This window comes from Kitasatospora sp. NPDC087271 (assembly GCF_044744605.1).
GTDB lineage: Bacteria > Actinomycetota > Actinomycetes > Streptomycetales > Streptomycetaceae > Kitasatospora.
Genome location: NZ_JBIUYQ010000022.1, coordinates 66,606 through 87,740, shown reverse-complemented (window position 1 = coordinate 87,740; position 21,135 = coordinate 66,606). Strand labels below are relative to the sequence as shown.

22 protein-coding genes and 1 pseudogene are annotated in these 21,135 nt (G+C 72.9%); 15 read left to right on the top strand and 8 right to left on the bottom strand.

Features of this window, described 5'->3' with window-relative positions; genetic code table 11:
• The first annotated feature begins 61 nt into the window (after positions 1–61).
• Positions 62–2,821 carry a M4 family metallopeptidase gene (locus ACIO9K_RS29785; RefSeq protein WP_400334592.1) on the top strand — a complete coding sequence of 920 codons (2,760 nt, stop codon included), beginning with the start codon at positions 62–64 and terminating at the stop codon, positions 2,819–2,821.
• A 51-nt stretch (positions 2,822–2,872) separates the two neighbouring features.
• On the opposite strand, the gene ACIO9K_RS29780 is transcribed toward ACIO9K_RS29785, so the two are convergent.
• Positions 2,873–3,937, bottom strand: a complete 1,065-nt coding sequence (locus tag ACIO9K_RS29780) for a LuxR C-terminal-related transcriptional regulator (RefSeq protein ID WP_400334590.1) — start codon at positions 3,935–3,937, stop codon at positions 2,873–2,875.
• 292 nt (positions 3,938–4,229) lie between these two features.
• Here ACIO9K_RS29780 and ACIO9K_RS29775 point away from each other — a divergent pair, with 292 nt between their 5' ends.
• The 5 genes from ACIO9K_RS29775 (at position 4,230) to ACIO9K_RS29755 (ending at position 9,006) form a co-directional block, all read left to right on the top strand.
• On the top strand, positions 4,230–5,345 hold the full coding sequence (locus tag ACIO9K_RS29775; RefSeq protein ID WP_363625843.1) for an alpha/beta hydrolase-fold protein: 1,116 nt from the start codon (positions 4,230–4,232) through the stop codon (positions 5,343–5,345).
• Positions 5,346–5,420: 75 nt separating this feature from the next.
• On the top strand, positions 5,421–6,524 hold the full coding sequence (locus ACIO9K_RS29770; RefSeq protein WP_363625841.1) for an RICIN domain-containing protein: 1,104 nt from the start codon (positions 5,421–5,423) through the stop codon (positions 6,522–6,524).
• A gap of 183 nt (positions 6,525–6,707) precedes the next feature.
• Positions 6,708–7,130 carry a hypothetical protein gene (locus ACIO9K_RS29765; protein ID WP_363625840.1) on the top strand — a complete coding sequence of 141 codons (423 nt, stop codon included), beginning with the start codon at positions 6,708–6,710 and terminating at the stop codon, positions 7,128–7,130.
• An 11-nt stretch (positions 7,131–7,141) separates the two neighbouring features.
• Positions 7,142–8,401, top strand: a complete 1,260-nt coding sequence (locus tag ACIO9K_RS29760) for a sensor histidine kinase (protein WP_400334587.1) — start codon at positions 7,142–7,144, stop codon at positions 8,399–8,401.
• Complete coding sequence (locus tag ACIO9K_RS29755; protein WP_363586822.1) at positions 8,398–9,006, top strand: response regulator transcription factor; 609 nt, start codon at positions 8,398–8,400, stop codon at positions 9,004–9,006. Before ACIO9K_RS29760 ends, ACIO9K_RS29755 begins: the two co-directional genes overlap by 4 nt.
• Before the next feature lie 55 nt (positions 9,007–9,061).
• On the opposite strand, the gene ACIO9K_RS29750 is transcribed toward ACIO9K_RS29755, so the two are convergent.
• Both ACIO9K_RS29750 and ACIO9K_RS29745 read right to left on the bottom strand, forming a co-directional pair.
• Positions 9,062–9,583, bottom strand: a complete 522-nt coding sequence (locus ACIO9K_RS29750; RefSeq protein WP_400334585.1) for a peptidylprolyl isomerase — start codon at positions 9,581–9,583, stop codon at positions 9,062–9,064.
• Positions 9,584–9,606: 23 nt separating this feature from the next.
• On the bottom strand, positions 9,607–10,377 hold the full coding sequence (locus ACIO9K_RS29745; RefSeq protein ID WP_400334583.1) for a hypothetical protein: 771 nt from the start codon (positions 10,375–10,377) through the stop codon (positions 9,607–9,609).
• 452 nt (positions 10,378–10,829) lie between these two features.
• Here ACIO9K_RS29745 and ACIO9K_RS29740 point away from each other — a divergent pair, with 452 nt between their 5' ends.
• The gene (locus tag ACIO9K_RS29740) at positions 10,830–11,189 is read left to right on the top strand and encodes a hypothetical protein (protein WP_400334581.1); all 360 of its coding nucleotides are present in this window, start codon (positions 10,830–10,832) and stop codon (positions 11,187–11,189) included.
• 63 nt (positions 11,190–11,252) lie between these two features.
• On the opposite strand, the gene ACIO9K_RS29735 is transcribed toward ACIO9K_RS29740, so the two are convergent.
• Complete coding sequence (locus ACIO9K_RS29735) at positions 11,253–12,869, bottom strand: ALF repeat-containing protein (protein WP_400334579.1); 1,617 nt, start codon at positions 12,867–12,869, stop codon at positions 11,253–11,255.
• Positions 12,870–12,956: 87 nt separating this feature from the next.
• On the opposite strand from ACIO9K_RS29735, the pseudogene ACIO9K_RS29730 reads away from it, so the two are divergent.
• Positions 12,957–13,139: pseudogene (locus ACIO9K_RS29730) on the top strand (hypothetical protein); the annotation flags it as partial.
• A gap of 68 nt (positions 13,140–13,207) precedes the next feature.
• Here ACIO9K_RS29730 and ACIO9K_RS29725 read toward each other — a convergent pair.
• A complete protein-coding gene (locus ACIO9K_RS29725) occupies positions 13,208–14,722 on the bottom strand; it encodes an MFS transporter (RefSeq protein WP_400334578.1) in 1,515 nt (504 codons plus the stop codon).
• Between the two features lie 163 nt (positions 14,723–14,885).
• Between ACIO9K_RS29725 and ACIO9K_RS29720 the strand changes: the two genes are divergently transcribed.
• Positions 14,886–15,341 carry a MarR family transcriptional regulator gene (locus tag ACIO9K_RS29720; RefSeq protein ID WP_363586814.1) on the top strand — a complete coding sequence of 152 codons (456 nt, stop codon included), beginning with the start codon at positions 14,886–14,888 and terminating at the stop codon, positions 15,339–15,341.
• Between the two features lie 149 nt (positions 15,342–15,490).
• On the top strand, positions 15,491–16,444 hold the full coding sequence (locus ACIO9K_RS29715) for a hypothetical protein (RefSeq protein ID WP_400334577.1): 954 nt from the start codon (positions 15,491–15,493) through the stop codon (positions 16,442–16,444).
• Positions 16,445–16,560: 116 nt separating this feature from the next.
• On the opposite strand, the gene ACIO9K_RS29710 is transcribed toward ACIO9K_RS29715, so the two are convergent.
• From ACIO9K_RS29710 to ACIO9K_RS29700, 3 genes are all read right to left on the bottom strand, one after another.
• Positions 16,561–17,028 (bottom strand): NUDIX domain-containing protein, encoded by a 468-nt coding sequence (locus ACIO9K_RS29710; RefSeq protein ID WP_400334575.1) that lies wholly within the window; start codon positions 17,026–17,028, stop codon positions 16,561–16,563.
• 74 nt (positions 17,029–17,102) lie between these two features.
• Positions 17,103–17,351 (bottom strand): hypothetical protein, encoded by a 249-nt coding sequence (locus tag ACIO9K_RS29705; RefSeq protein ID WP_400334573.1) that lies wholly within the window; start codon positions 17,349–17,351, stop codon positions 17,103–17,105.
• Positions 17,352–17,353: 2 nt separating this feature from the next.
• A complete protein-coding gene (locus ACIO9K_RS29700) occupies positions 17,354–17,557 on the bottom strand; it encodes a hypothetical protein (protein WP_400334572.1) in 204 nt (67 codons plus the stop codon).
• 147 nt (positions 17,558–17,704) lie between these two features.
• Between ACIO9K_RS29700 and ACIO9K_RS29695 the strand changes: the two genes are divergently transcribed.
• The 5 genes from ACIO9K_RS29695 to ACIO9K_RS29675 all read left to right on the top strand — a co-directional run bounded on the left by ACIO9K_RS29695 (position 17,705) and on the right by ACIO9K_RS29675 (position 21,113).
• Positions 17,705–18,577: a helix-turn-helix transcriptional regulator gene (locus ACIO9K_RS29695; protein ID WP_363624078.1), complete on the top strand. Its 873-nt coding sequence runs from the start codon at positions 17,705–17,707 to the stop codon at positions 18,575–18,577.
• Complete coding sequence (locus tag ACIO9K_RS29690; protein WP_380493475.1) at positions 18,534–18,734, top strand: DUF397 domain-containing protein; 201 nt, start codon at positions 18,534–18,536, stop codon at positions 18,732–18,734. The genes ACIO9K_RS29695 and ACIO9K_RS29690 overlap by 44 nt, the downstream gene beginning before the upstream one ends.
• Positions 18,735–18,813: 79 nt before the next feature.
• Complete coding sequence (locus ACIO9K_RS29685) at positions 18,814–19,026, top strand: DUF397 domain-containing protein (protein WP_400334569.1); 213 nt, start codon at positions 18,814–18,816, stop codon at positions 19,024–19,026.
• A gap of 359 nt (positions 19,027–19,385) precedes the next feature.
• The gene (locus ACIO9K_RS29680) at positions 19,386–20,192 is read left to right on the top strand and encodes an SDR family oxidoreductase (RefSeq protein WP_363586804.1); all 807 of its coding nucleotides are present in this window, start codon (positions 19,386–19,388) and stop codon (positions 20,190–20,192) included.
• A gap of 27 nt (positions 20,193–20,219) precedes the next feature.
• Entirely contained in the window at positions 20,220–21,113 is an 894-nt protein-coding gene (locus ACIO9K_RS29675) for a helix-turn-helix transcriptional regulator (protein WP_400334567.1), read from the top strand.
• Positions 21,114–21,135 lie beyond the last annotated feature (22 nt).

Genomic DNA, 21,135 nt, shown 5'->3' with positions numbered 1-21,135 from the left:
CGCGGTGGTCCGGCGCGGCCGGCCCGCCGCGACCACCGTTCGGCCCTGCGAGAGGACCTCCGTGCCCCGTCGTTCCCGCACGTCCACAGCACTCGGCATCGGCGCCACCGCCGTGGTGGCGCTGGCCCTGGCCGCGCCGCCCGCCCTGGCCGGGCCCGCGGCCGCCCCCGACCCGGTGCCCTCCCTGGTGGCCGGTCAGGACACCGCCGCCCCGCAGCTGGTCACCGGCCTGGCCGAGCCGGCCGTCGGCAGCCCCGCCGACGCCGCCCGCGCCCACCTCGCGGCCCACGCCGACCGCTACCACGTCGACCCCGGCGAGCTGGCCGAGGTCGGATCCGAGAGCACCGCCGACGGCCGGCGCACCGTCAGGTTCGAGCAGCGCCACGACGGCGTGCCCGTGTTCGGCGCGCAGTACCTGGTGCATCTGACGGGCGAGGGCGCCGGGCAGCGCGTCGAGTCGGTCGGCGGCAAGTACTTCACCGGCCTGACCGTGCCGACCACCGCCACCGTCCCGGCCGCCGCCCTGCGGGATCTGGCGCTCGGCTCCGTCCAGGACCCGAAGGCCCGGGCCGCGGCCACCGCCGAGGACCACGGCCTGGTCGTCCTGCCGGACGGCGCCGGCCGGCTCGCCCAGCGCTTCACCGTGCACGCCGCCGACCCGGCGACCGGGGCGCCGGCGGCCCGCGAGGTCTTCGTGGACGCCACCGTCGGCGTGGTCGCCCTCGCCTACGACACCCGCGCCCCGCTCCCGACGGGCGGCAATGCCGGGAGCACCGCCGCCGGAAGCACCGCGGCCGGCCTCGAACCCGCCACCGGGACCGCGCCGGACGCCCACGGCAACTCCGCCAAGGTGAACATCGCCCGCCTGCCGGACGGCAGTTACCAGCTCACCGACCTCACCCGGCCCGCCGCCATCACCACCTACGACGCGGGCGGCCGGGACGAGATGGACTTCGGCGGCGGCATCCCCGCCGACCTCCCCCCGGCCCACTCCCCCGGCCCGGACTTCCCGGCCTCCGCCGGCACCAGCGGCGCCACCGACGCCAGCGTCAACGCCGGTATCGTGTACGACTTCTACCACGACCGGTTCGGCCGCAACGGCCTGGACGGCAAGGGCGGCGCGATCACCTCCGTCGTCAACGTGACCCAGGACGGCGCCCCCTACGCCAACGCGTACTGGGACGGGAAGAAGATGGTCTACGGCAGCGGGGGCCCCAACTACTACCCGTTCTCCGCCGCCCTCGACATCGCCGGGCACGAGATGACCCACGGCGTCATATCGAACACCGCCGACCTGGCCGGCATGGGCCAGGCCGGCGCGATGAACGAGGGCATCGCCGACTACTTCGGCAACGCCATCGAGGTCACCGCCCGCGGCATGTCCATGAACGACCCGGCGGCCGCGCTGCTCGGCGAGAGCAAGTGCCGCACCGGCACCCCGCAGGCCTGCGCGGACCGCCGGATGGACGACCACCGCACCACCGTGGACGACTACCTCGGCGGCACGGTCGACAACGGCGGACAGCACCTCAACGCCACCATCTTCAGCGGCGCCCTGTGGGACGTCCGGCGCACCCTCGACCCGCTCACCGCCGACCGGGTGGTCTACCGGGCGCTCACCGCCTACCTCACCCCGCTCGACGACTTCGTGGCCGGGCGCAACGCGGCCCTGGCGGCCGGCCGCGACCTCGGCCTCAGCCACGCCCAACTGCGCACCGTGGCAGCCGCGTTCGACGCGCACGGGATCAAGCCCGGCTGGGAGAACCGGATCGGCATGGACAGCCGCACGCTGGCGCGCAACCTCTCCTACTCGATGGCGCCCCCGGCCGCCGGCGGCGGGCACTGGGTGGCGATGGCCCCCGCCCCCGACCCGGTCAAGGGCACGGGCGGCACCCGCCCCGACACCACCGCGCTGTACACCGGCTCCACCACCGGGCGCGGCGCCCCCGTCCGGCTCAGCCCCGACGACGGCCGCTACCACAGCTGGCCCGCCACCGACGGCACCACCGCCGTGTGGAAGGCCATCGGCACCACCGCCCAGAACCACAGCCGCGAACTGCTGGCCGCACCGCTGTCCGGCGCCGGCCCGGTCCGCAGCCTGTTCCTCGCCGACGGGACGGAGCCCGGCAGCCCCCAGGTCTCCGGCGGCGACATCGCCTTCACCGTGAACGACTTCACCACCCACCGCACCAGCATCCGGCTGTCCCACGACGGGGCCCCCGCGGTCGAACTGCCGCTGGCCGACGGGCACCACCCGGACGACCTCACCCTCAAGGACGGCTACCTCGCCTGGACCGAGTCCTGGCAGGACGGACAGCAGTACGTCACCGCGCCGACCGTCTACTCGATCGCCGCCGGCAAGGTCACCGCGCAGTACACCGCGCACGCCGCCCCCGGCGCCGCCACGACCACCGCCTCCTCCGCCCGGCTCGCCGGCGGACGGCTGCTGTGGCTGGACACCCCCGCCGGCGCGACCGCCCGCTCCTCCATCCGCTCCGGCGCCCTGGACGGCTCCGGCGTGACCGAGGTGCTGGCCGCCGACTCGCCGAACGCCCCGACGCGCGGCGGCAGCCTCGCCGCCTCCGACCAGGCCGTCACCTACAGGGTCGACGGCACCAAGCCCGCCGGCGGCTGGACCAATGCCGCACTGCCCAAGCTCTGGCAGCTCCCGACCGGCGGCGGCACCCCGCAGCGCCTCTCCTGCGACCGGGGCGGCCAGGACCAGCCCGCCGCCGACCAGGGCACCCGGGTGGTCTGGCTGGACTCCACCCCCGGCCGCACCGACCTGGTCGTGCGCGACCGCGCGGCGGGCACCTGCTGACCGCCTTTCCCTGACCCCCACCCCCCAAGGGTCCGGCCCGGCACGGACGGCTCACAGCCAACCGCGCCGGGCCGCCTGCACGCCCGCCTGGAACCGCGTGGTGGCCCCCAGCTGGGCCAGCAGCGCCGAGACCCGGCGCACCACCGTGCGCCGCCCCAGCCCCAGCCGCCGGGCGATGGCGTCGTCCGTGGCACCACTGGCCATCAGGGTCAGGATGCGGCGGTCCCGCTCGCCGATCTGCAGGTCGACGGCGGACACCGACGCCGGGACGGCCAGCCGCCAGAGCGTCTCGAACACCGCGGCCAGCGCCCGCAGCAGGCCCGAGGGCCGGATCAGCAGCGAGACGACGCCCGGGCGCCCGTCGGCCGCCAGCGTGACGATCGCCAGGTCGTCGTCGCCCAGGGCCAGCTTGAGCGGCGGCTCGTCCAGCGTGCGGGCCTGCTCCCCCGCCTCCATCATGCGCGCCATGTTGGGGCCCGCGACCGGGTCGTCGAAGGCGCAGCCGTGGTAGATCGAGCGGTAGACGACCCCGGCGGCCATCCGCTGGCGCTGCAGCACCTCCTGGTCGAGGTAGTAGGCCGAACTGCCGGAGTAGGGCGGCACGTCGATGACCCGCACCTGGTGGCGGGCGGCCAGTTGGAGGCGCCGGCTGGCCGCCAGCACCTGGGCGGCGTCCTCGACCACCTCCAGGGCGCCGTAGGTGCCGGCGTCGCGCCGGGCGAAGCGGTAGAGGCGTTCCAGTTCCGCCCCGGCCCGGCGCGCCGCGGCCTGCCGGACGGCGTCGCTCTGCAGCACCGCCTCGACCACCCGGCCGGGCGGCAGCGCCTCCCAGGCGCGGTCGCGGTGACCGTCGTCGCGGTGACGGTCGTCGCGCGGGCCGTCGTCGCAGTGGCCGTCGTCGCGGTGACCGTCGTCGCGCGGGCCGTCGCCGTTGCAGGCCACGACGACTCCCTCGTCGGCGAGTTCCCTGAGCACGGCCAGGACGGCGCCCTCGCCGAGGCCGACCCCGGCCGCCAGCTCCGCCGCCCGCGCCTGCGGACGGCCGACCAGGCAGCGGTAGATCCGGCCGCGTTCGGAGTCTGGATCCAGCACGTCGTGCACGACGTCCCCCGTCATCGTGTCGGTGTATCGGTGTGTCGGTGTGTCGGTGTGTCGGCTCGTCAGCTCGGCGCTGTGCCGTTGTGTCGGCCCGTCCGCTCGTCGGTTCGTCGGCTTGTCGTTGTGCCGGTGTCGCCCGGACGGGCCGTCGGAGGCTACCCACGCCGGTGGCGCACATGCGCCAGTGGCCCAGGTGCGCCGCAGGGCGCTCTGGCGGACCGCGAGGTGATCTCGCAAGAGTTGTCGGTGCTCAGACAGTTCCGGCGGTTCCCCCCGGGAACGGCGGCACCCTCACGGCCAAGGACGACCCATGACACCAGCCCAGCCCGCCCGGCGCCCGCCCGTGCGGCCCCCGCGCGCCCGGCTCCGGTACGCCAGGACGGCCGTCGCCGCCCTGACCGCCTGCCTCCTGCTGCTGGGCGTGCCCGCCGCGCACGCCGAGGCCCCCGCCCCGCCGCCGATGAAGGACGGCTTCGGGCTCACCCAGGTCGGCGCCCCCACCGGCAGCGCCACCAACTTCGTGCTCACCGTCACCACACCCCAGGTCGCCGGGGAGCACACCATCCGGATCCTGCTGCCCGCCGACTACGCGGCCAGCCCGGCCAAGCGCTACCCGGTCCTGTACTTCCTGCACGGCGCCTCGGACAACCCGAGCGACCCGGCCCTGGCCTACCCCGCCCTCACCGCCGCGCAGTCGATGATCACCGTCATCCCGGACGGCGGCCTGCGCGGCTGGTACACCGACTGGCTCGACCAGAACACCGCCGCTGGGGCGCAGAACTGGGAGACCTTCCACCTCGACCAGGTCGTCCCGTTCATCGACGCCAACCTGCGCACCCTGACGGGCCGCAGGAGCCGGGCCGTCGGCGGCCTGTCGATGGGCGGCTTCGGCGCGCTGCACTACGCGCAGGACCGGCCCCAGCTGTTCGGCCAGGTCCTCACCATGTCCGGCGCGAACGACCTCTCCGTGAACGAGATGATCATCCGCGGGGCCGTGGTCGCCACCCTGACCAACGCCGGCACCGTGCTGTGCGGGCCCAGCGACGGCAAGCCCTGCGGCCTCGACTTCGGCCCCACGGTCTCCAGCGACGCGATCTTCGGCTCGCCGTACCCGGTGTTCAACGCCGACTGGCGCTGGAACGCCGCGGACCCGGTCTCCCGGGTGGGCGCGCTCGCCGACACCGGCATCGCGGTCTACACCGGCAACGGCAACGGCAGCGCCTCCGACATGGAGTTCTGGGCCGAGGGCACCGCCAAGCGCCTCAAGGACCGCCTGGACGCCCTCGGTTACCGCTACCACTACGTCGACTACGGCAACGGCGCCGGCTGGGGCACCGCCTGCAACGGCGGCCACAGCGCGGGCTGCTGGGCGCAGGACCTCGTGGACTACGTCCCGCGCCTGGAAGCGGCCTTCGCCGCCGCCTGACCGGCCCGCCCTCCCCTTCTTTCCGACTTCTCTCCCCTCTCCCTCTCCCCGTTCCCGACGAAAGGACCCGACCCCGTGCTCTCCGCCACGACCCCGAGCCGACCGGCTCCCTGGCTGCGCCTGATCGCGGCCGTCCTGGTGGCCTGTTGCGCCGCCCTGGGCTTCACCGCCTCCCCGCTCGCGACCGCGCGGGCCCACGCCGCCACGGCGCCGGCCGCCGCCTGCGCCTCCCCGCAGCAGTGCCTGACCATCAAGTCCCTCAGCAACGGGCGCCAACTCGACGTCCAGAACGGCACCATGGGCGACGGCGCCTACATCGTCACCAACTCGGCGCCCGGCTACCACCAGTCCTGGCGGCTGAGCGTCGACCCCTCCGACTTCTCCTTCACCATCGTCAACAACGACACCGGCAAGTGCATCGACCTGGCCTTCTTCACCCCGGCCCTGCGCCAGCAGACCTGCGCCGGGCAGGCCAGCCAGCGGTGGTTCCTGCAGCCGGTCGCCGGGGCCGCCGACGCGTTCATGATCCGCCACCTGGGCGACAACACCTGCCTGGACCTGCTGCTCGGCGCCCAGTACGACGACGCCTGGACCGACCAGTACACCTGCAACGGCACCGCCAACCAGCAGTGGTCCACCGGCTTCCCGCAGGCCGCCCGCAGCCTCGCCGTCGACCACGCCGCCAAGCAGTGCCAGAAGGACGTCTCCTCCTGCTCCTGGGCCGTCAAGAGCGAGGCCCCCGCGGCGCCGCTGCCCAAGATCTGCGTCTCCTCGATCTGGTTCAACAACACCAGCAGCGCCGCCCAGCAGAACTTCGCGGTCACCAACATGACCGGCTGGTCCAGCACCCTCGGCGGGGAGATCGGGGCGGAGATCTCCGGCGGCGCCCCCGGCGGCGTCTTCACCACCGCGGTCAAGACCGCCGTCAACTACAGCAACGTCTGGCAGGGCTCGACCACCGTCAACAACGCCGTCACCGTCAACGTCCCGCCCCAGCAGTACGGCTGGGTGACGCTGGCCGAGCTCGCCCGCAAGGTCACCGGCAACTGGACGTTCGACGCCCGCGGCTTCCCCTGGACCGCCGAGGACACCGTCACCGTCCCGCTCACCTCCGACCCCAGCGGCGGCGCCACCCTCTACATCGCCAACACCAGCCCCACCTTCACCAGCTGCACCTGAGCCCCACCGCACGACCGACAGCCAGCCGCCGCCCGGCCCCGCCGGGCGGCGGCCCCGTTTTCCCCCGGCCCTTCCCCGGCCCTCCCCCCAACCTCACCTGCCCTGACCTGCTGACAATTGTCACGGTCGGCCGGTGCGGCAGCACACTGCCGGGCGGGGGCGCGGCGCGGACAGCATGGGGGCATGACCTCCACCGACGTGAACCACCCCGACACCGTTCGGGCCTTCCGCACCGTCAGGCGGCTGGTGTCCGCCTACCTGGGCCTGAGCGTCGTCACCCTGGCAGCCGCCTACGTCCTGCGCAACCACCCCGACCTGGTGAACCCGGCCGTGTGGATCCGCGGCACCCTCGTCGTGGCCAGCGCCGTGGTCACGTACCTGTTCACCACCCGGGCCGCCCGCGGATCGCACGCGGCGTACCGGCGGCTGCGGATCATCTCGGCCGTCATGATCGCCGCGATCGTCGTGATCATCTGCGTGCCGGGGACCTTCCCGTTCTGGATGAAGGCCGAGCAGGCCCTGTGCGGGCTGGTGCTGGCGGGGGTGGCCGCCGTGATCAACGGACGCCACCTGCGTACCCTGTTCGCGCGATCCGACGCGACGTGAGGCGGGCGAGGGTGGACGAGGACACGCAGGCGACCCTCCCCGGGCACGCCGCCGCGGAGCGCGCCACAGGGGAGCGCGCCCCGCAGCGGTGGGTACAGGGCTGGCGGCGGATCATGCTGAGCGCCGGGATGCTGGTCTACCCGTGCCTGACCGCCGTCGCCGTGAGCGGCAACGTGTCCGGGGCGGCCCTGGTCGCCGGGTACGCGGTCGTCGGCGCGTTCTGCCTCTGCTTCGTCCTCACCGCCACCGCGATGATCCACCGCCGGCGACGGCAGGTGCTCCTGCTGCTGGCGGTGATGAGCGCGCTGTTCCTGGCCGCGCTGCCGTTCGCCCACGAGAACGCGTTCTACCTCGCCATCGTCGTCGTCTCCTTCGTCGCCGTGCTGCGGCGCCGCCACGCCACCCTGGTGACCGTCACCGCCACCCTGGCCGCCCTGCTGGTGCCGTGGGCGGTGCCCGCCTGGCACGCCGGGCCCGGCACCTTCCAGGCGCTGGCACTGCTGTTCACCGTGCTCACCACGGGGGCGTTCGCGGAGATCGCCACCACCAACCAGGCCCTGGTGGCCGCCCGGGCCGAGGTGGCGCGGCTGGCCTCGGAGGCCGAACGCAACCGGATCGCGCGCGACCTGCACGACCTGCTCGGGCACTCGCTCACCGCGATCACCGTCAAGTCCCGCCTGGCCCAGCGCCTCGCCGCCAAGGACCCCGACCAGTCACTGGCGGAGATGGCCGCGGTGGAGTCGCTGTCCCGGCAGGCGCTGGCCGACGTCCGGGCCGCGGTCACCGGCTACCGCGACGTCACGCTGGCCGGCGAACTCGCGCGCGGGCGCGAGCTGCTGCGCGCCGCCGGGGTGGTCGCCGACCTGCCGACGTCCACCGACCCCGTCGCCACGCGGGACGGGGAACTGTTCGGCTGGGTGGTGCGCGAGGGCCTGACCAACGTGGTCCGGCACGCCCGGGCCGACCGCTGCACCGTCACCGTCACCGGCTCCTCCGTGGAGATCCGCGACGACGGGACGGGCGCGGACGGCGGGACCGGCGGGACCGGCGGGACCGGCGGGACCGGCGAGGGCAGCGGGGTCGGGAAGGGCAGCGGGGTCGGGAAGGGCAGCGGGGTCGGGAAGGGCCTGAGGGGGCTGCGGGAACGGGTCGCGGCGGCCGGCGGTACCGTCGAAGCCGGCCCGCTGAGCCCGCGCGGGTGGCGGCTGCTGGTCACCGTCCCGCCGAGCGCCCGCCACGGGCGCGCCCCCGCCCGGAAAGGGACGACATGACGATCCGCCTGCTGCTCGCCGAGGACCAGGAACTGGTCCGCACCGCGCTGTGCGCCCTGCTCGACCTGGAGGACGACTTCGAGGTGGTCGCCGCCGTCGGGCGCGGCGACCAGGTCGTCGACGCGGCCCGCGAACACCGGCCCCACGTGGCCCTCCTGGACATCGAGATGCCCGGCCTCGACGGCCTGGCCGCCGCCGCCGTCCTGGCCCAGCAGGTGCCCGACTGCCGGGTCGTCATCCTCACCACCTTCGGACGCGCCGGCTACCTGCGCCGGGCGATGGAAGCGGGCGCGGTCGGCTTCGTCGTCAAGGACGCGCCGGCCGAAGTGCTCGCCGACGCCATCCGCCGGGTCGCGGCGGGCGAACGCGTGGTGGACCCGGAACTGGCCGCGGCCACCCTGGCGGCCGGCGCCTCCCCGCTCACCGCCCGGGAACGCGACGTGCTGAACGCCTCCCGCTCCGGGGCCGGCGTCGCCGAGATCGCCGGCAAGCTCTACCTCTCGGAGGGCACGGTGCGCAACTACTTCTCCTCCGCCATCGCCAAGACCGCCAGCCGCAACCGCACCGAGGCCCTGCGCACCGCCGACGACCGCGGCTGGCTGTGACACCGCCGGACGACGGGCGCAGGGCTGCCGGACTGCCGGGCTGGCGGGGCAGGCGTCAGAGCCGCTCGACGGTGACCTGGGTGATCACGACGTCCTCCACGGGGCGCTCACCGTCCGTGGGGACGGCCGCGAGGGCGTCGACGACGGACCGGGAGTCGGCGTCGGCGACCTGGCCGAAGATGGTGTGCCGGCGGTTCAGGTGGGCGGGCGTGCCGACGGTGATGAAGAACTGCGAGCCGTTGGTGCCCGGGCCGGAATTGGCCATGGCGAGCAGGTAGGGCCTGGTGAAGTGCAGTTCGGGGTGGAACTCGTCGGCGAAGGCGTAGCCCGGGCCGCCGGTGCCGCTGCCGGTGGGGTCGCCGCCCTGGACCATGAAGCCGGCCACCACGCGGTGGAAGAGCGTGCCGTCGTAGTACGGGCCGCTGCCGGGCCCGCCGGTGCGCGGGTCGGTGTACTCCCGGGCGCCCTCGGCGAGTTCGACGAAGTTGCGGACCGTCTTCGGCGCGTGGAACTGGAACAGCTCCAGCCGGATCGGGCCCAGGGTGGTGTGCAGGGTCGCGAACAGGCCCTTGGCCATGGCGGACTCCTTTGCTCGGGTGGTCAGTTGGGGGCGGGGACCGGCTCGACGGGGCCGAAGTCGCGGAAGGTGCCGTAGGTGCGCGTCGGGGTGCCCCTGATCTCGACGCGCTGGTCGAAGCGCACGGTGCGGCCCTGGGCGTCGATCCACTGGTCGAGCTGGAAGGACGCCACCCCCATGCGCTTGAGGTTGAGGTAGCGCTCGGCGTCCACGGCGCGCATCTGCTCCACGCCGAGCGTGCCGGACAGGTGGAAGGCGGGCGCGCCGTTCTGCTCCTCCATGCCCTTGCGGGCGGCGGGGCCGAGCGCCAGCAGGGCCTTCGCGTAGCCGTGGTAGTCGGCGATCCGGTCGGCGAGGGGGGACTTGCGCCAGCCGCTGCCGGACTTGATGTACGCCGCGTCCTCGGTGACGACGACCGGGTCGCCCGCCGAATCGCCGCCGGCGCCGAGGGACTCGGTGAGGCGGCCGGTGCGTACCTTGCCGTTGAGGTTGATCCGGCCGGTGGTGGTCGCGACCAGCGGGCCGCCCTCGGTGCGGAAGTCCTGGGAGGCCGCGTAGGGCGTGCGGGCGGCCTGGGCGAGGGCCTGCTCGGGGTCGATCACCCCGCCGGCGGGCGCCTCGGCCGGGGCCGAGGCAGGTGCGGACGCCGGGGCCGATGCCGATGCCGGAGCGGACGGCGGGGCGGCGGGGGTCTGGGCCGCCGAGGGGGCGGCGTCGTCGTTGCAGCCCGTCAGCGCGGTGAGGGAGAGCACGGTCGCGGCGGCGGCCAGGGCGGTGGTGCGGCGAATCGTCAAGAAAGGTCTCCGGTCGAGGGGATCGGTGTCGGCATCCTGGCACACGGCGGGCTCGCCACCGCACTCGGCGCAGGGGCGGGGCGCAGGTCAGGGGGGTGGGTCGGGGCGCGGGTCGAGCGGATCCCGCGCGGCGCCAACTTCCCTGTAGGACAGGCCTGGTGTCCACTTGTATGGCGGATCGGCCCGGTTTCGGGTGGGTCGGGGGCGCGGGCGGGGGGCTCGGCTTGAGAGGATCGGCCCGGAAACGGGATGGACGGGAGAGGGGTGAGACGTGGTCGGTGCCGTGCTGGTCGGTGTCCTGGTGATCGTGGTCGGCGGGTGCGTGTGCGTGGTGTGGGCCGAACGCGGCGGCCCCCGCTGGGTGCGCGCCGTGGCGTCCGTGACGCTCGCCTCGGGGTCCCTGCTGCGCCGCTCCTCGCGCAGCCGGCGCCGGAACCGGAGCCTGAGCGGCGGTGACAGCGGCGACGGTGGCGATGGCGGTGGTGGCAGCGGTGGCAGCGGTGGCGGCGGTGGCGGCGGCGATGGTGGCTGAGCGCCCCGCCCGCGGGCGCGAAGACGACGAGCGGCTGCGGCGGGTCTTCGAGGCGGTGCTGGCCAAGACCCTGTCCGGGACCGGACCGCTCACCTGCACGGGCCTGGACGAGGACACCGAGAACGCGCTCTGGGCGGTCTGGGAGGCGTACCCGCACGCTTCGGCCGGGCTGGTGCAGGCCGCGCGGCGCGCCTTCGCGGGCCAGCTGGACGGCAGCAACGCGGCCCGCTGGCACGCGGACCTCGCCCGGGCGATCGCCGAGCGCAGCCCCCGCGGCTGAACGTGCGTCCCCGGACGTCCGGGCGTCCCCGGACGCGTGGGCGGCCGGGGACGCTCGGGGGCGTCAGCTCTCGGTGGAGCGGCGGCGGGAGGCGACGACGAGCGCAGCACCCGCGGCCAGGGCCGCGGCGGCGCCGCCGGCCTCCCAGCCGAGGCCCTCGGTGCCGGTGGCGGCGAGCTGGCCGGGGCGGGTGGTGCCCGTGGTGGCCGTGGCCGTCCCGGCGGTGGTGCCCGCCGCGGTCGTGCCCGTGGTCGTGCCCGTCGTGGTGGTCAGGGCGGCGGGCTGGACGGCCGACTGGACGCCGGTGGCGGTCTGCGGCTGCTCGGCGGGCCGGGCCGGCTGCGGGGCAGGCTTGTTCGCGGCCTCGTCCTCGGCGCGGGCCGTGAACTGGCCCTCCTTCAGGAACTTCACGACGTCCTCGTCGGTGCCGCCGTCCAGCGCCCGGCTGGCGGCCTCGCGCACGGCCCGCCCACCGGCCGCCATGATCTGGGCGAGCTTCACCCGGTTGTCGTCGGCCCGCTGCTTGGGAAGCTCGACGTCCAGGAAGTGCCGCACGTCGGCGACGGTGCCCGCGAGGGCCTTCTCCCCCGCCTCGCGCACGCCCGGGCCGGTCTCCTTGTCGTCCAGGATGCCCTGCACCTTCGCACGGGCCTCGTCCTCGGCACGGGCCGTGAACTGGCCTTCCTTCAGGAACTTCACGACGTCCTCGTCGGTACCGCCGTCCAGCGCCCGGCTGGCGGCCTCGCACACGGCCCGCCCGCCGACCGCCATGATCTGGGCGAGCTTCACCCGGTTGTCGTCGGCCCGCTGCTTGCGGAGCTCGACCTCCAGGAAGTGCCGCACGTCGGCGGCGGTACCCGCGAGGGCCTTCTCCCCCGCCTCGCGCACGCCCGGGCCGGTCTCCTTGTCGTCGAGGATGCCCTGCACCTTGGCGCGGTCCTCGTCCTCGGCGCGGGCGATGAACTGGCCCTCCTTGAGGAAGGCCAGGATTTCCTCGTTGCTGCCGGATATCGCCTTCCCGGCGGCCTTCTTCAGTGCCGGCCCGGCGCCGTCGAAGATCCGGGCGACCTTCAGCCGGTTGTCGGTCTGACGCCGCTCCTCGAGTTCGACGTCCAGGAAGTGCCGCACGTCGGCGGCGGTACCCGCGAGGGCCTTCTCCCCCGCCGCGCGCACGGCCGGGCCGGTCTCCTTGTCGTCGAGGATGCTCTGGACCTTGGCGCGGTCCTCGTCCTCGGCGCGGGCGATGAACTGGCCCTCCTTGAGGAACTTCGCGACGTCCTCGGCGGTGCCGCCCCGCAGGGCGGCCGTGGCGGCCTTCTTGACGGCCGGCCCGCCGACGGCGAGGACCTGGTAGGCCCTCACCCGGTTGTCGATCACGCGCTGGTCGTGGAGCTCGACGTCCAGGAAGTGCCGCAGGTCGGCGGCGGTGCCGTTCAGCGCCTTCTGGGCCGCCTCGCGCACGCCCGGGCCGCTCTCCTTGTCGGCGAGGATGCGCCGCACCTCGGCGCGGTCGTGCTCTTCCTGGCCCGTCCCCTGGTCCTCGGCACCCTTGGACGCGGTGTCAGGTCCGGAGACACCGGCCGGCTGGGGGTTGTCGGCGGCGGAGGCCATCGACGGGAAGAGGACGGTGGGGGCCAGGACGGCGGCCGCGACGACGGCGGACACCCGGGGCAGCTTCATTCAGTACCTTGCGTTGTGCGGAGAGATTGTGAACGCCCGCCAGCATAGATCGTCTTTTACGGTTGCCATACCAAGTATTTGCCGCCCTCCCCGGTGCTGCGTGAACTGCGGGAGGTCCGTCAGCAGTTCGACCGCCCGTTCGTGGTGGACGCCTCCGCCTACGAGGCCGCTTTCGCGGTGCGCGCGACCGCGCTGGAGGAGCAGGTGGAGGCGACGGTGCGGTGGTGGCGGTGGGGGCGCATCCGTCGCGGATCGGTAGGGGGTACGTAGCGCGGCCGCCCCCGGCGGGTTGCCGGGGGCGGGTCTGGTGGGTGGTCAGGTCACGCCGGGTCGGGTGGTCAGGTCGTGGCGGTGTCCTTGGCGGCGGGTGCCGGGTGGGTGGTGGCGGGTGCGGCCCCGGCGGGCGGGGCGGGGATGGTGGCGGCGACCGCGGCGGCGGCCAGGGCCACGCCGCAGCCGATCAGCAGGCCGACCCTGAAGCCGCTCTCCGAGGGCAGGGTGTGGCCGCCGAGGGTGGTGGTCAGCTGAGCGAGGACCACGCCGACCACGGCGGCGGAGACGGAGGTGCCGAGCGAGCGCATCAGGGTGTTGAAGCTGTTCGCCGACGCCGTCTCGGACAGCGGCACGGCGCTCATGATCAGTGCGGGCATCGCGCCGTAGGCCAGGCCGACGCCGCTGTTGCACACCAGTGTCACGACCAGGACGCCCCAGGTGGAGCCGATGAGCACCATCGAGAGTCCGTATCCGGCGGCGATCGCGAGGGAGCCGGCGACCAGGGTGAACTTGGGGCCGCGCGCGGCCGACAGGCGTGCGCCCAGTGGTGAGACGGCCATCATCATCAGGCCGGAGGGCGCCATCCACAGGCCCATGGCCAGCATCGACCGGCCCAGGCCGTAGCCGGTGGCCTCGGGGAGTTGGAGCAGCTGGGGGATGATCAGCGCCTGCGCGTACATGCCGAAGCCGACCAGGACGGATGCGGCATTGGTCAGCAGGACCCGGGGGCGGGCCGTGACCCGCAGGTCCACCAGCGGTTCGGGGCAGCGCAGTTCCCACCGGCCCCAGGCGAGGAGCAGGACGGCGGCGGCGGCGAACAGGCCGAGGGTGAGGGGGTCGGTCCAGCCCCAGTCGGCGCCCTTGGAGACGGGCAGCAGGAGGCAGACCAGTCCGGCGCCCAGGCCGGCCGCGCCGACGGGGTCGAAGCGGCCGCCGGCGGGGCGCCGGGCGGGGGCGGGGACGAGGAAGCGGATCATCGCGGCGACGACGAGGGTGAGGGCGGCGGCGCCCCAGAACAGGGCCCGCCAGCTGGCGTACTGGGCGACGGCGGCGGCGATCGGCAGGCCGAGGCCGCCGCCGATCCCCATCGAGGCGCTGACCAGGGCGATGGCGGAGCCGAGCCGTTCGGGCGGCAGGACTTCGCGCAGCAGGCTGATGCCGAGCGGGACGACGCCCATGCCCATGCCCTGGAGGCCGCGGCCGATGATCATCGGTACGGCCGCGGAGGCGAGCGCGCACAGGACCGATCCGATGAACAGCGGTACGCAGCAGGCCAGGAGCATGCGGCGTTTGCCCAGCAGGTCGCCCAGGCGTCCGCTGATCGGGACGAAGACGGCGCCGGCGAGCAGGGTCGCGGTGATCGCCCAGGAGGCGTTGGACGGCGCGGTGTGCAGCAGTCGGGGCAGTTCGCCGATCAGCGGGGTGACCAGGGTCTGCATGATCGCGGCCACGGTGCCGGTGAAGGCGAGGGTGGCGACGATGCCGGTGGTGGGGGTGGTACCGGCGGCCGGGGCGGTGCCGGCGGTCGGGGCGGTGCCGGTGGTGGGGGCGGTCGTGCCGCCGGGCTGGGGGCCGTCCATGGCGGGCTCCTCGGAAACAGAATGTGTATCGTGCATATTATGTGCATCGAGCACACTACATGGCCGGGCCGCGCCGTCACACCCCTTTGCCATACTGGACAAGGCCCGCGAAACCCGCAGGTCAGCGGTGCGGCGATGAGGGTGAAGGGCGAAGGACGACGGCATGGGAGAACGTACGGACCTGGTCGAGTTCGAGTACATGGTGCTCGGCCGCCACCACTACCTGAGCCAGTCCGCCGCCCGCCCGCGCGGCAGCACCCTGGAGCGCAGCGCGTACATCCTGCTCAGCCGCATCCGCATCCAGGGCCCGATGTCCATCGGCGAGCTGAGCGAGGCCTTCAACCTCGACGCCTCCACCCTCAACCGGCAGACCGCCGCCATGACCCGGGCCGGCCTGGTCGAGCGGATCGCCGACCCCGACGGCGGGATGGCCCGCAAGTTCCGCCTCACCGACGAGGGCGACCGCCGCCTCGACGAGGAGCGCGAGGCCCACGTGGAGGCCCTGGACCGGGTGATGGCCGGCTGGTCCGCCCAGGACGTCACCACCTTCGCCGCCTACCTGCGCCGCTTCAACACCGACATCGAGCACCTCGACGGGCGCCCCTGGCCGCGCCCCTGACCAGTCGGGTGTCGAACGACCCCCAGGAAACTGGGATACCGGCGATTGATCGCGCGCTGACAAGCTGACCGCGGCGGACGGACCGGGTGGCCCGGGGGCCCTCCGGACCGGCCGCCGCCCCTCGTCGTCTCCCCTCCTTGGAGAGCACTGTGCGTTCGCTAGTCCGGCGTATCGTCCTCGGCATCGCGCTCGCCCTGACCGGCCTGGTGCTGGTCCCGGGCGGCTCGGCCTCGGCCGACACCCCCTCGACGGTCCTGTTCAACCAGAAGTCCGAGCGCTGTCCCAACGGCGCGATATGGGGCGGGCAGGGTCTGCACCCCTGCGCGCCGTCCGACAACCCGGGCCAGTGGGTGTTCAAGCCCGTCCCGGGCCTGCCGAGCGTCTACACCGTCAACAACGCCGCCGACCAGCGCTCCTGCCTGACCGTCGACAGCACCCCCTCCGGCGTCCAGTGCTACGCCAACAACACCTCGCAGATGTGGCGGGTCACGCCGTGGACCGCGGCCGACAGCACGCCGCGCTACGGCCTGCTCGGGATCCGGCTGCAGAACATCTCCACCTCCCAGTGCCTCGACAACACCGAGCACCGGATCGGCGGCGGCTGGCGGCTCTACATGTTCGACTGCAACCAGGGCGGGTACCAGGAGTGGGACATCGCCCGCAACACCTACGAGGCCCTGTTCGGCGGCGTCGCCACCCACAACGGCATGACCTGGGCCACCCTTGAGCAGCGCGCCGACAACGTCGTGCACGTCGGCAACGACAACAGCAGCAACGCGTACAGCGGCGACACCCCCGCCACCGCGCAGCTGCCCGTACTGTGCCTCAAGCAGGACGGCCGCCCCGCCCCCGCCGGCGTGCCCACCAGCGGCTTCCACAGCTGGGCCGGCGGCGAGGTGAAGGCCACCGTCCCCACCTCCGGCAGCCAGCTCACCAGCCGGGCCGCCGCCGACCAGCTCTGCGCCGGCTACTTCGGCACCGGCTTCCGGATGGCCGAGTTCCACGACGCCAACGGCTGGGGCCTGTGGGCCAACGGCACCCTGCCCGCCGGCACCCGCTTCTGGACCGCCATCACCGACCAGCCGGCCAACCCCTGGAGCTGACCGCAGCTGAACGAGAAGGGGCGGGCGCCTGGCGCCCGCCCCTTCTCGCTGCCGAAGCGCCCAACGCGTCACCGACTGGGCCGATGTGGGCGCCGACCCCAACCCGGCGGTGCCGATCAGGTCGCGCGCTGTCCGTGGAGGAGGACGGGCAGCGCTCGGCCCGCCAACGCCTCGCTGACGCGGGCGGCCTGGGAGGGCGCCATGACGTCGGGGAGCCGGCGGACGGGGACGAAGCGGGCGCCGAGCAGGCCGCTGCGGTGCTGCGGCGGGACGGTGAGGCGGACGTCGTCGCGCACGGTGCCGCCGTCGAAGACCAGGTTGAGGCGCTCCAGGTGGCGGTCGGCCGGGGTGAAGTCGACGGCCAGGACGTCGGCGAGGCGCAAGTTGAGGCCGGTCTCGGCGTGGAGGTGACGCGCGGCGGCGAGGTTGGGAGGCTCGTTGGGCTGGGCTGCGCCGCCCGGGAGGAGGAGGCCGTCCATGTAGTCCGGGTCGACGAGCAGCACGTCGCCGCGCGGGTTGCGCACGAGGACGAGGCAGCCGAGCCGGCACACCGGCGGCTTGGCGAGCAGACGGGGGTCACGCATCGGGGGTTCACTTCCTGAGGGCGGCGAGGAATACGAGGGAGAAGCCCGCCCACCACAGCAGGCGGACCAGGAGTTCAGCCGTCACGCGTCAGGCGCTCGTAGCGCAGGCCCTTGCGCAACAGGTCCACGACCCGCAGGAGTTCGAACGGGCGGGCGCAGCCCAGGCTGATCAGGTAGCAGCCGGTCCTGCGGCCGTGCTCCCAATCCACCTCGATGGACGGCAACGTGACGCCACTCAGGGCGAGGACGGCCGTCAGGTCGTCCAGGACGTCGGCCGCCTGCCGCCGCTGGTCGGCGGTCACGCGGGAGAGCATCGAGGACACGCTCACTCCCCCGGCCGCTTGTGGACCTCGAAGACGCGCCAGGCACTCCAGGCCTCGGAGAAGGAGCCGAACCCGCCGAGCTCACCGTCCGGTTGGCGCAGCCAATCCCCGGTGAGCTCGTGCCGGACCCGGTAGAGGCGGGTCTCGGTGTCCCAGCGCACGCCGTAGCCGTGGAGCTTGGCAGGCTGGGGTGACTTCATGGTCATGACTGATCGCCTTCCACGCGAATCTGCAGTCCCGCGAGCCGATTCACGATCGACTTCACTTTCTGCACCTCAATCGTTACTCGCCGCAGCTAGGCTGACCAGCGTGGACGTGTGCCACGTTGTGGTTGGACACATTGGAGGGGCTCCATGGCCTTCAAACCCAATAAGTTGGATCCGGGGCGCTCGGCCCGCGACCTGTTCGGCTGGGAGATGCGCAATCACCGAGAGCTCGCCGGCTCCATGTCGCTTGATCAACTGACCGAGATCCTCGGCTGCTTCTCGAAGGGGCACCTGGCCAGGATCGAGCGCGCCGAGTCGATGCCACCGCCGGACCTTCCGGCCAAACTCGATGCCGCGTTCGGCACCAACGGACTCTTCGGCCGCATCTACATACTCGCCAAGAAGGAGAATTTTCCCGGCAAGTACCGCCGTTGGTCCGAGATCGAGACCAAGGCGGAAACCATCGAAGAGTTCTCTGCTGCCACCATTCCAGGGCTCCTACAGACCCCTGAGGTCGCACGACTCTCACTTCTCGCGGGTCATCCGTATGCCACCCCGCAGGAACTCGACGCACTGGTGTCAGCACGCCTCAACCGCCAGAAACGGTTGGTCTCGCCGACTCATCCGCATTGCTGGTTCATCCTCGATGAGTCGACTCTCCGACGGCCGGTCGGGGACGCAACGGTGATGAGACGACAACTCGATGCCATCGCGTCAGACCAGAGATCGCACATCACCGTGCAGGTTCTGCCATTCGCAGCAGGAGTCCATGCCGAGATGGGAGGGTCGCTCTTTCTCTATTCGGTACCGGGCCGTCCGATGGTGGCTTGGGAAGAGGGGGCCCGTAGTGGCGAACTCATCGAAGATGTCGAGGGTGTGGCCGCCCGCCGGAGGTCATACGATCTGCTGAGGGCCCTGGCCCCGTCGCCCCGGGACTCCCGGGCGATGATCAGGCGCATCTCAAAGGAGTACGGCCGTGCGAGCGAACCATCACGAGAGCTGGCGAAAGAGCAGCCATAGCAATAACGATGGTGGCGCCTGCGTCGAAGTGGATGACGCGCACCCTGGTCGGGTTCGGGACAGCAAGGACCCCGACGGCCCCCGCCTTAACTTCCCACCAGCCGCTTGGCAGGCATTCATCACCGCCATCCGAGCCGGGGAGTTCAGCACCAACTGATCCACCTGCGCGGCGCAGCCATCCGCGATGGCTGCGCCGCACAACCCGGGACCCCGAGCATCCGGAAGGAACTGGCACCATGAGCTTCCGCCCCGATCTGTCCTCTGCCCACTGGGTCAAGTCCTCCCACAGCACCGACGGGGGTCAGTGCATCGAGATCGCGCCCGGCTTCCCGAGCGTCATGCCCGTGCGTGACTCCAAGGACCCCCACGGCCCGGCCCTCGTCTTCCCCTCCGCCGCCTGGCAGGCCTTCGTCACCGCCGTCCGCACGGGAGAATTCGGCACCAACTGATGCCGCTCGATGGCGCCGCCGACCCGGGCCGGGGCGGCGGCGCCTGACGGTGTCGCTCTGGATGACGAGCCGACGCTGAGCCACCTCTGCCCAGACGGTGGGCGAGCCTGGCGGGGCACGGCCTGCGGTGGCTCGATGCCCTCGACGGCCCCGAACTCGGCGGTGGGAGCGGGTGCCGGGGTCAGCGCATCAGGCGAGGGGGGCTCTCACAGTACCTGTATCACCAGGGTCTCCCAGACGTTCAAAACGCCTGTCACCATGGACACACACCGCAGCTTCAACCCCATCGGTTCAATTCAGCTGCCCCGAATGCGCGACCGTGTCGGCGAATTCTTCCACGACAGAACAGACGGAGACCAATGGCGGACAACCAATTCACCACTCACGCGGAACTTTTCGATCTGAGTGGGAAGTACGCCCTTGTCACCGGCGGCACCAGGGGAATCGGGCTGATGATAGCGCGCGGCCTTCTCCAGGCGGGCGCCCGCGTCGTCATCAGCTCGCGCAAGGCAGACGCGTGCGCGGAGGCACAGCATCTGCTGTCCGAATTCGGCGACGTTCGAGCAATCCCCGCCGACCTGTCCAGGCACGACGAGTGTCAGCGCCTCGCCGATCTTGTCCAGGTCGGCTCGGAACGCCTGGACATCCTTGTCAACAACGCGGGAGCGATGTGGCGCGAGCCGCTGGCGACGTTCCCGGACGAGGCCTGGGACGCGGTGATCGACCTCAACCTCAAGTCGCCGTTCTGGCTGGTGCAGGCGCTGCTCCCCGCACTTCGCAGGGCGGGCACCGCCGATGATCCCGCGCGGATCATCAACATCGGCAGTATCGCCGCCATCCACGTCGCCCAGTCGCCCAACTACTCGTACGCCAGCAGCAAAGCGGCACTCCATCAACTCACCAGGGTGCTTGCCAGGGAACTGGGCCCACAGCACGTCACGGTGAACGCGGTAGCACCGGGAGTGTTCCCGTCGCGGATGACGGCGTCCACGCTCGATGCCGTCGGTGACACGATCGCGGCGGCGGCCCCTCTGCGCCGGATCGGCCGCGACGACGACATGGCGGGTGTCGCCGTGTTTCTCGCCAGCCGGGCCGGGTCCTACCTCACGGGCACCGTCATCCCGGTGGACGGCGGCATCGCGACGACCGCATCGGGCACCCCTTAGACTGCGGGACCGGCTTACGGTGAGGGGATGGCCGCGATGGATCTGCGCACCGAGATCCGGGAGTTCCTCAGCTCGCGTCGCGCCCGCATCGCACCCGCGCAGGCGGGCCTGCCCGCTTACGGCGGCAACCGTCGGGTCAAGGGTCTGCGCCGCGAGGAGGTGGCGCTACTGGCGGGGGTATCGGTCGACTACTACGTGCGCATGGAGCGCGGCCGCCTCGCCGGTGCCTCCGATGGCGTGCTCGGCGCGCTGGCCTCCGCCCTGCAACTCGACGAGGCCGAGCGCGACCACCTGTTCCACCTCGCGCGCCAGTCCACGGCGCCCAGCGGCCCACGCCGGCGCAGGCCTGCCGTGACGGTGCGCTCGACGCTGCAGCAGGTGCTCGACGCGATCTCCGATGCGCCGGCCTGGATCGGTAACGGCCGTTACGACGTGCTCGCCACGAACCAACTCGCTCGCGCGCTGTATTCACCGGTGCTGGCCGACGCGCGACGGCCCGCGAACACCGCGCGGTTCGTCTATCTGAACCCCGAGGCGGCCAGGGATTTCTTTGTCGACTACGACCACATTGCCGGTGGCGTGGCCGCGAAGCTGCGCATGGAAGCCGGCCGCGATCCGCACGACGAGGAGCTGATCACCCTGGTCGGCGAACTGTCGACGTCCAGTGAGCTGTTCCGGCAACGGTGGGCATCTCAGGACGTGCGGCTGCACCGGTCCGGCCGCAAGCGTGTGCGCCATCCGATCGCGGGCCGGCTCGACTTGGACGTCGAGTCCCTGGGACTGCCCGCCGAACCCGGCCTGCACCTCAACGTCTACACCGCACCCGCGGGCACACCGACCGCTGACAATCTGGCGCTCCTGGCGTCGTGGGCGGCCACCCGACGGGCGCCGACGACCGAGCTCGAAGCGCACAACGGATAGTCCAGCCCCTTCAGCCGTACTG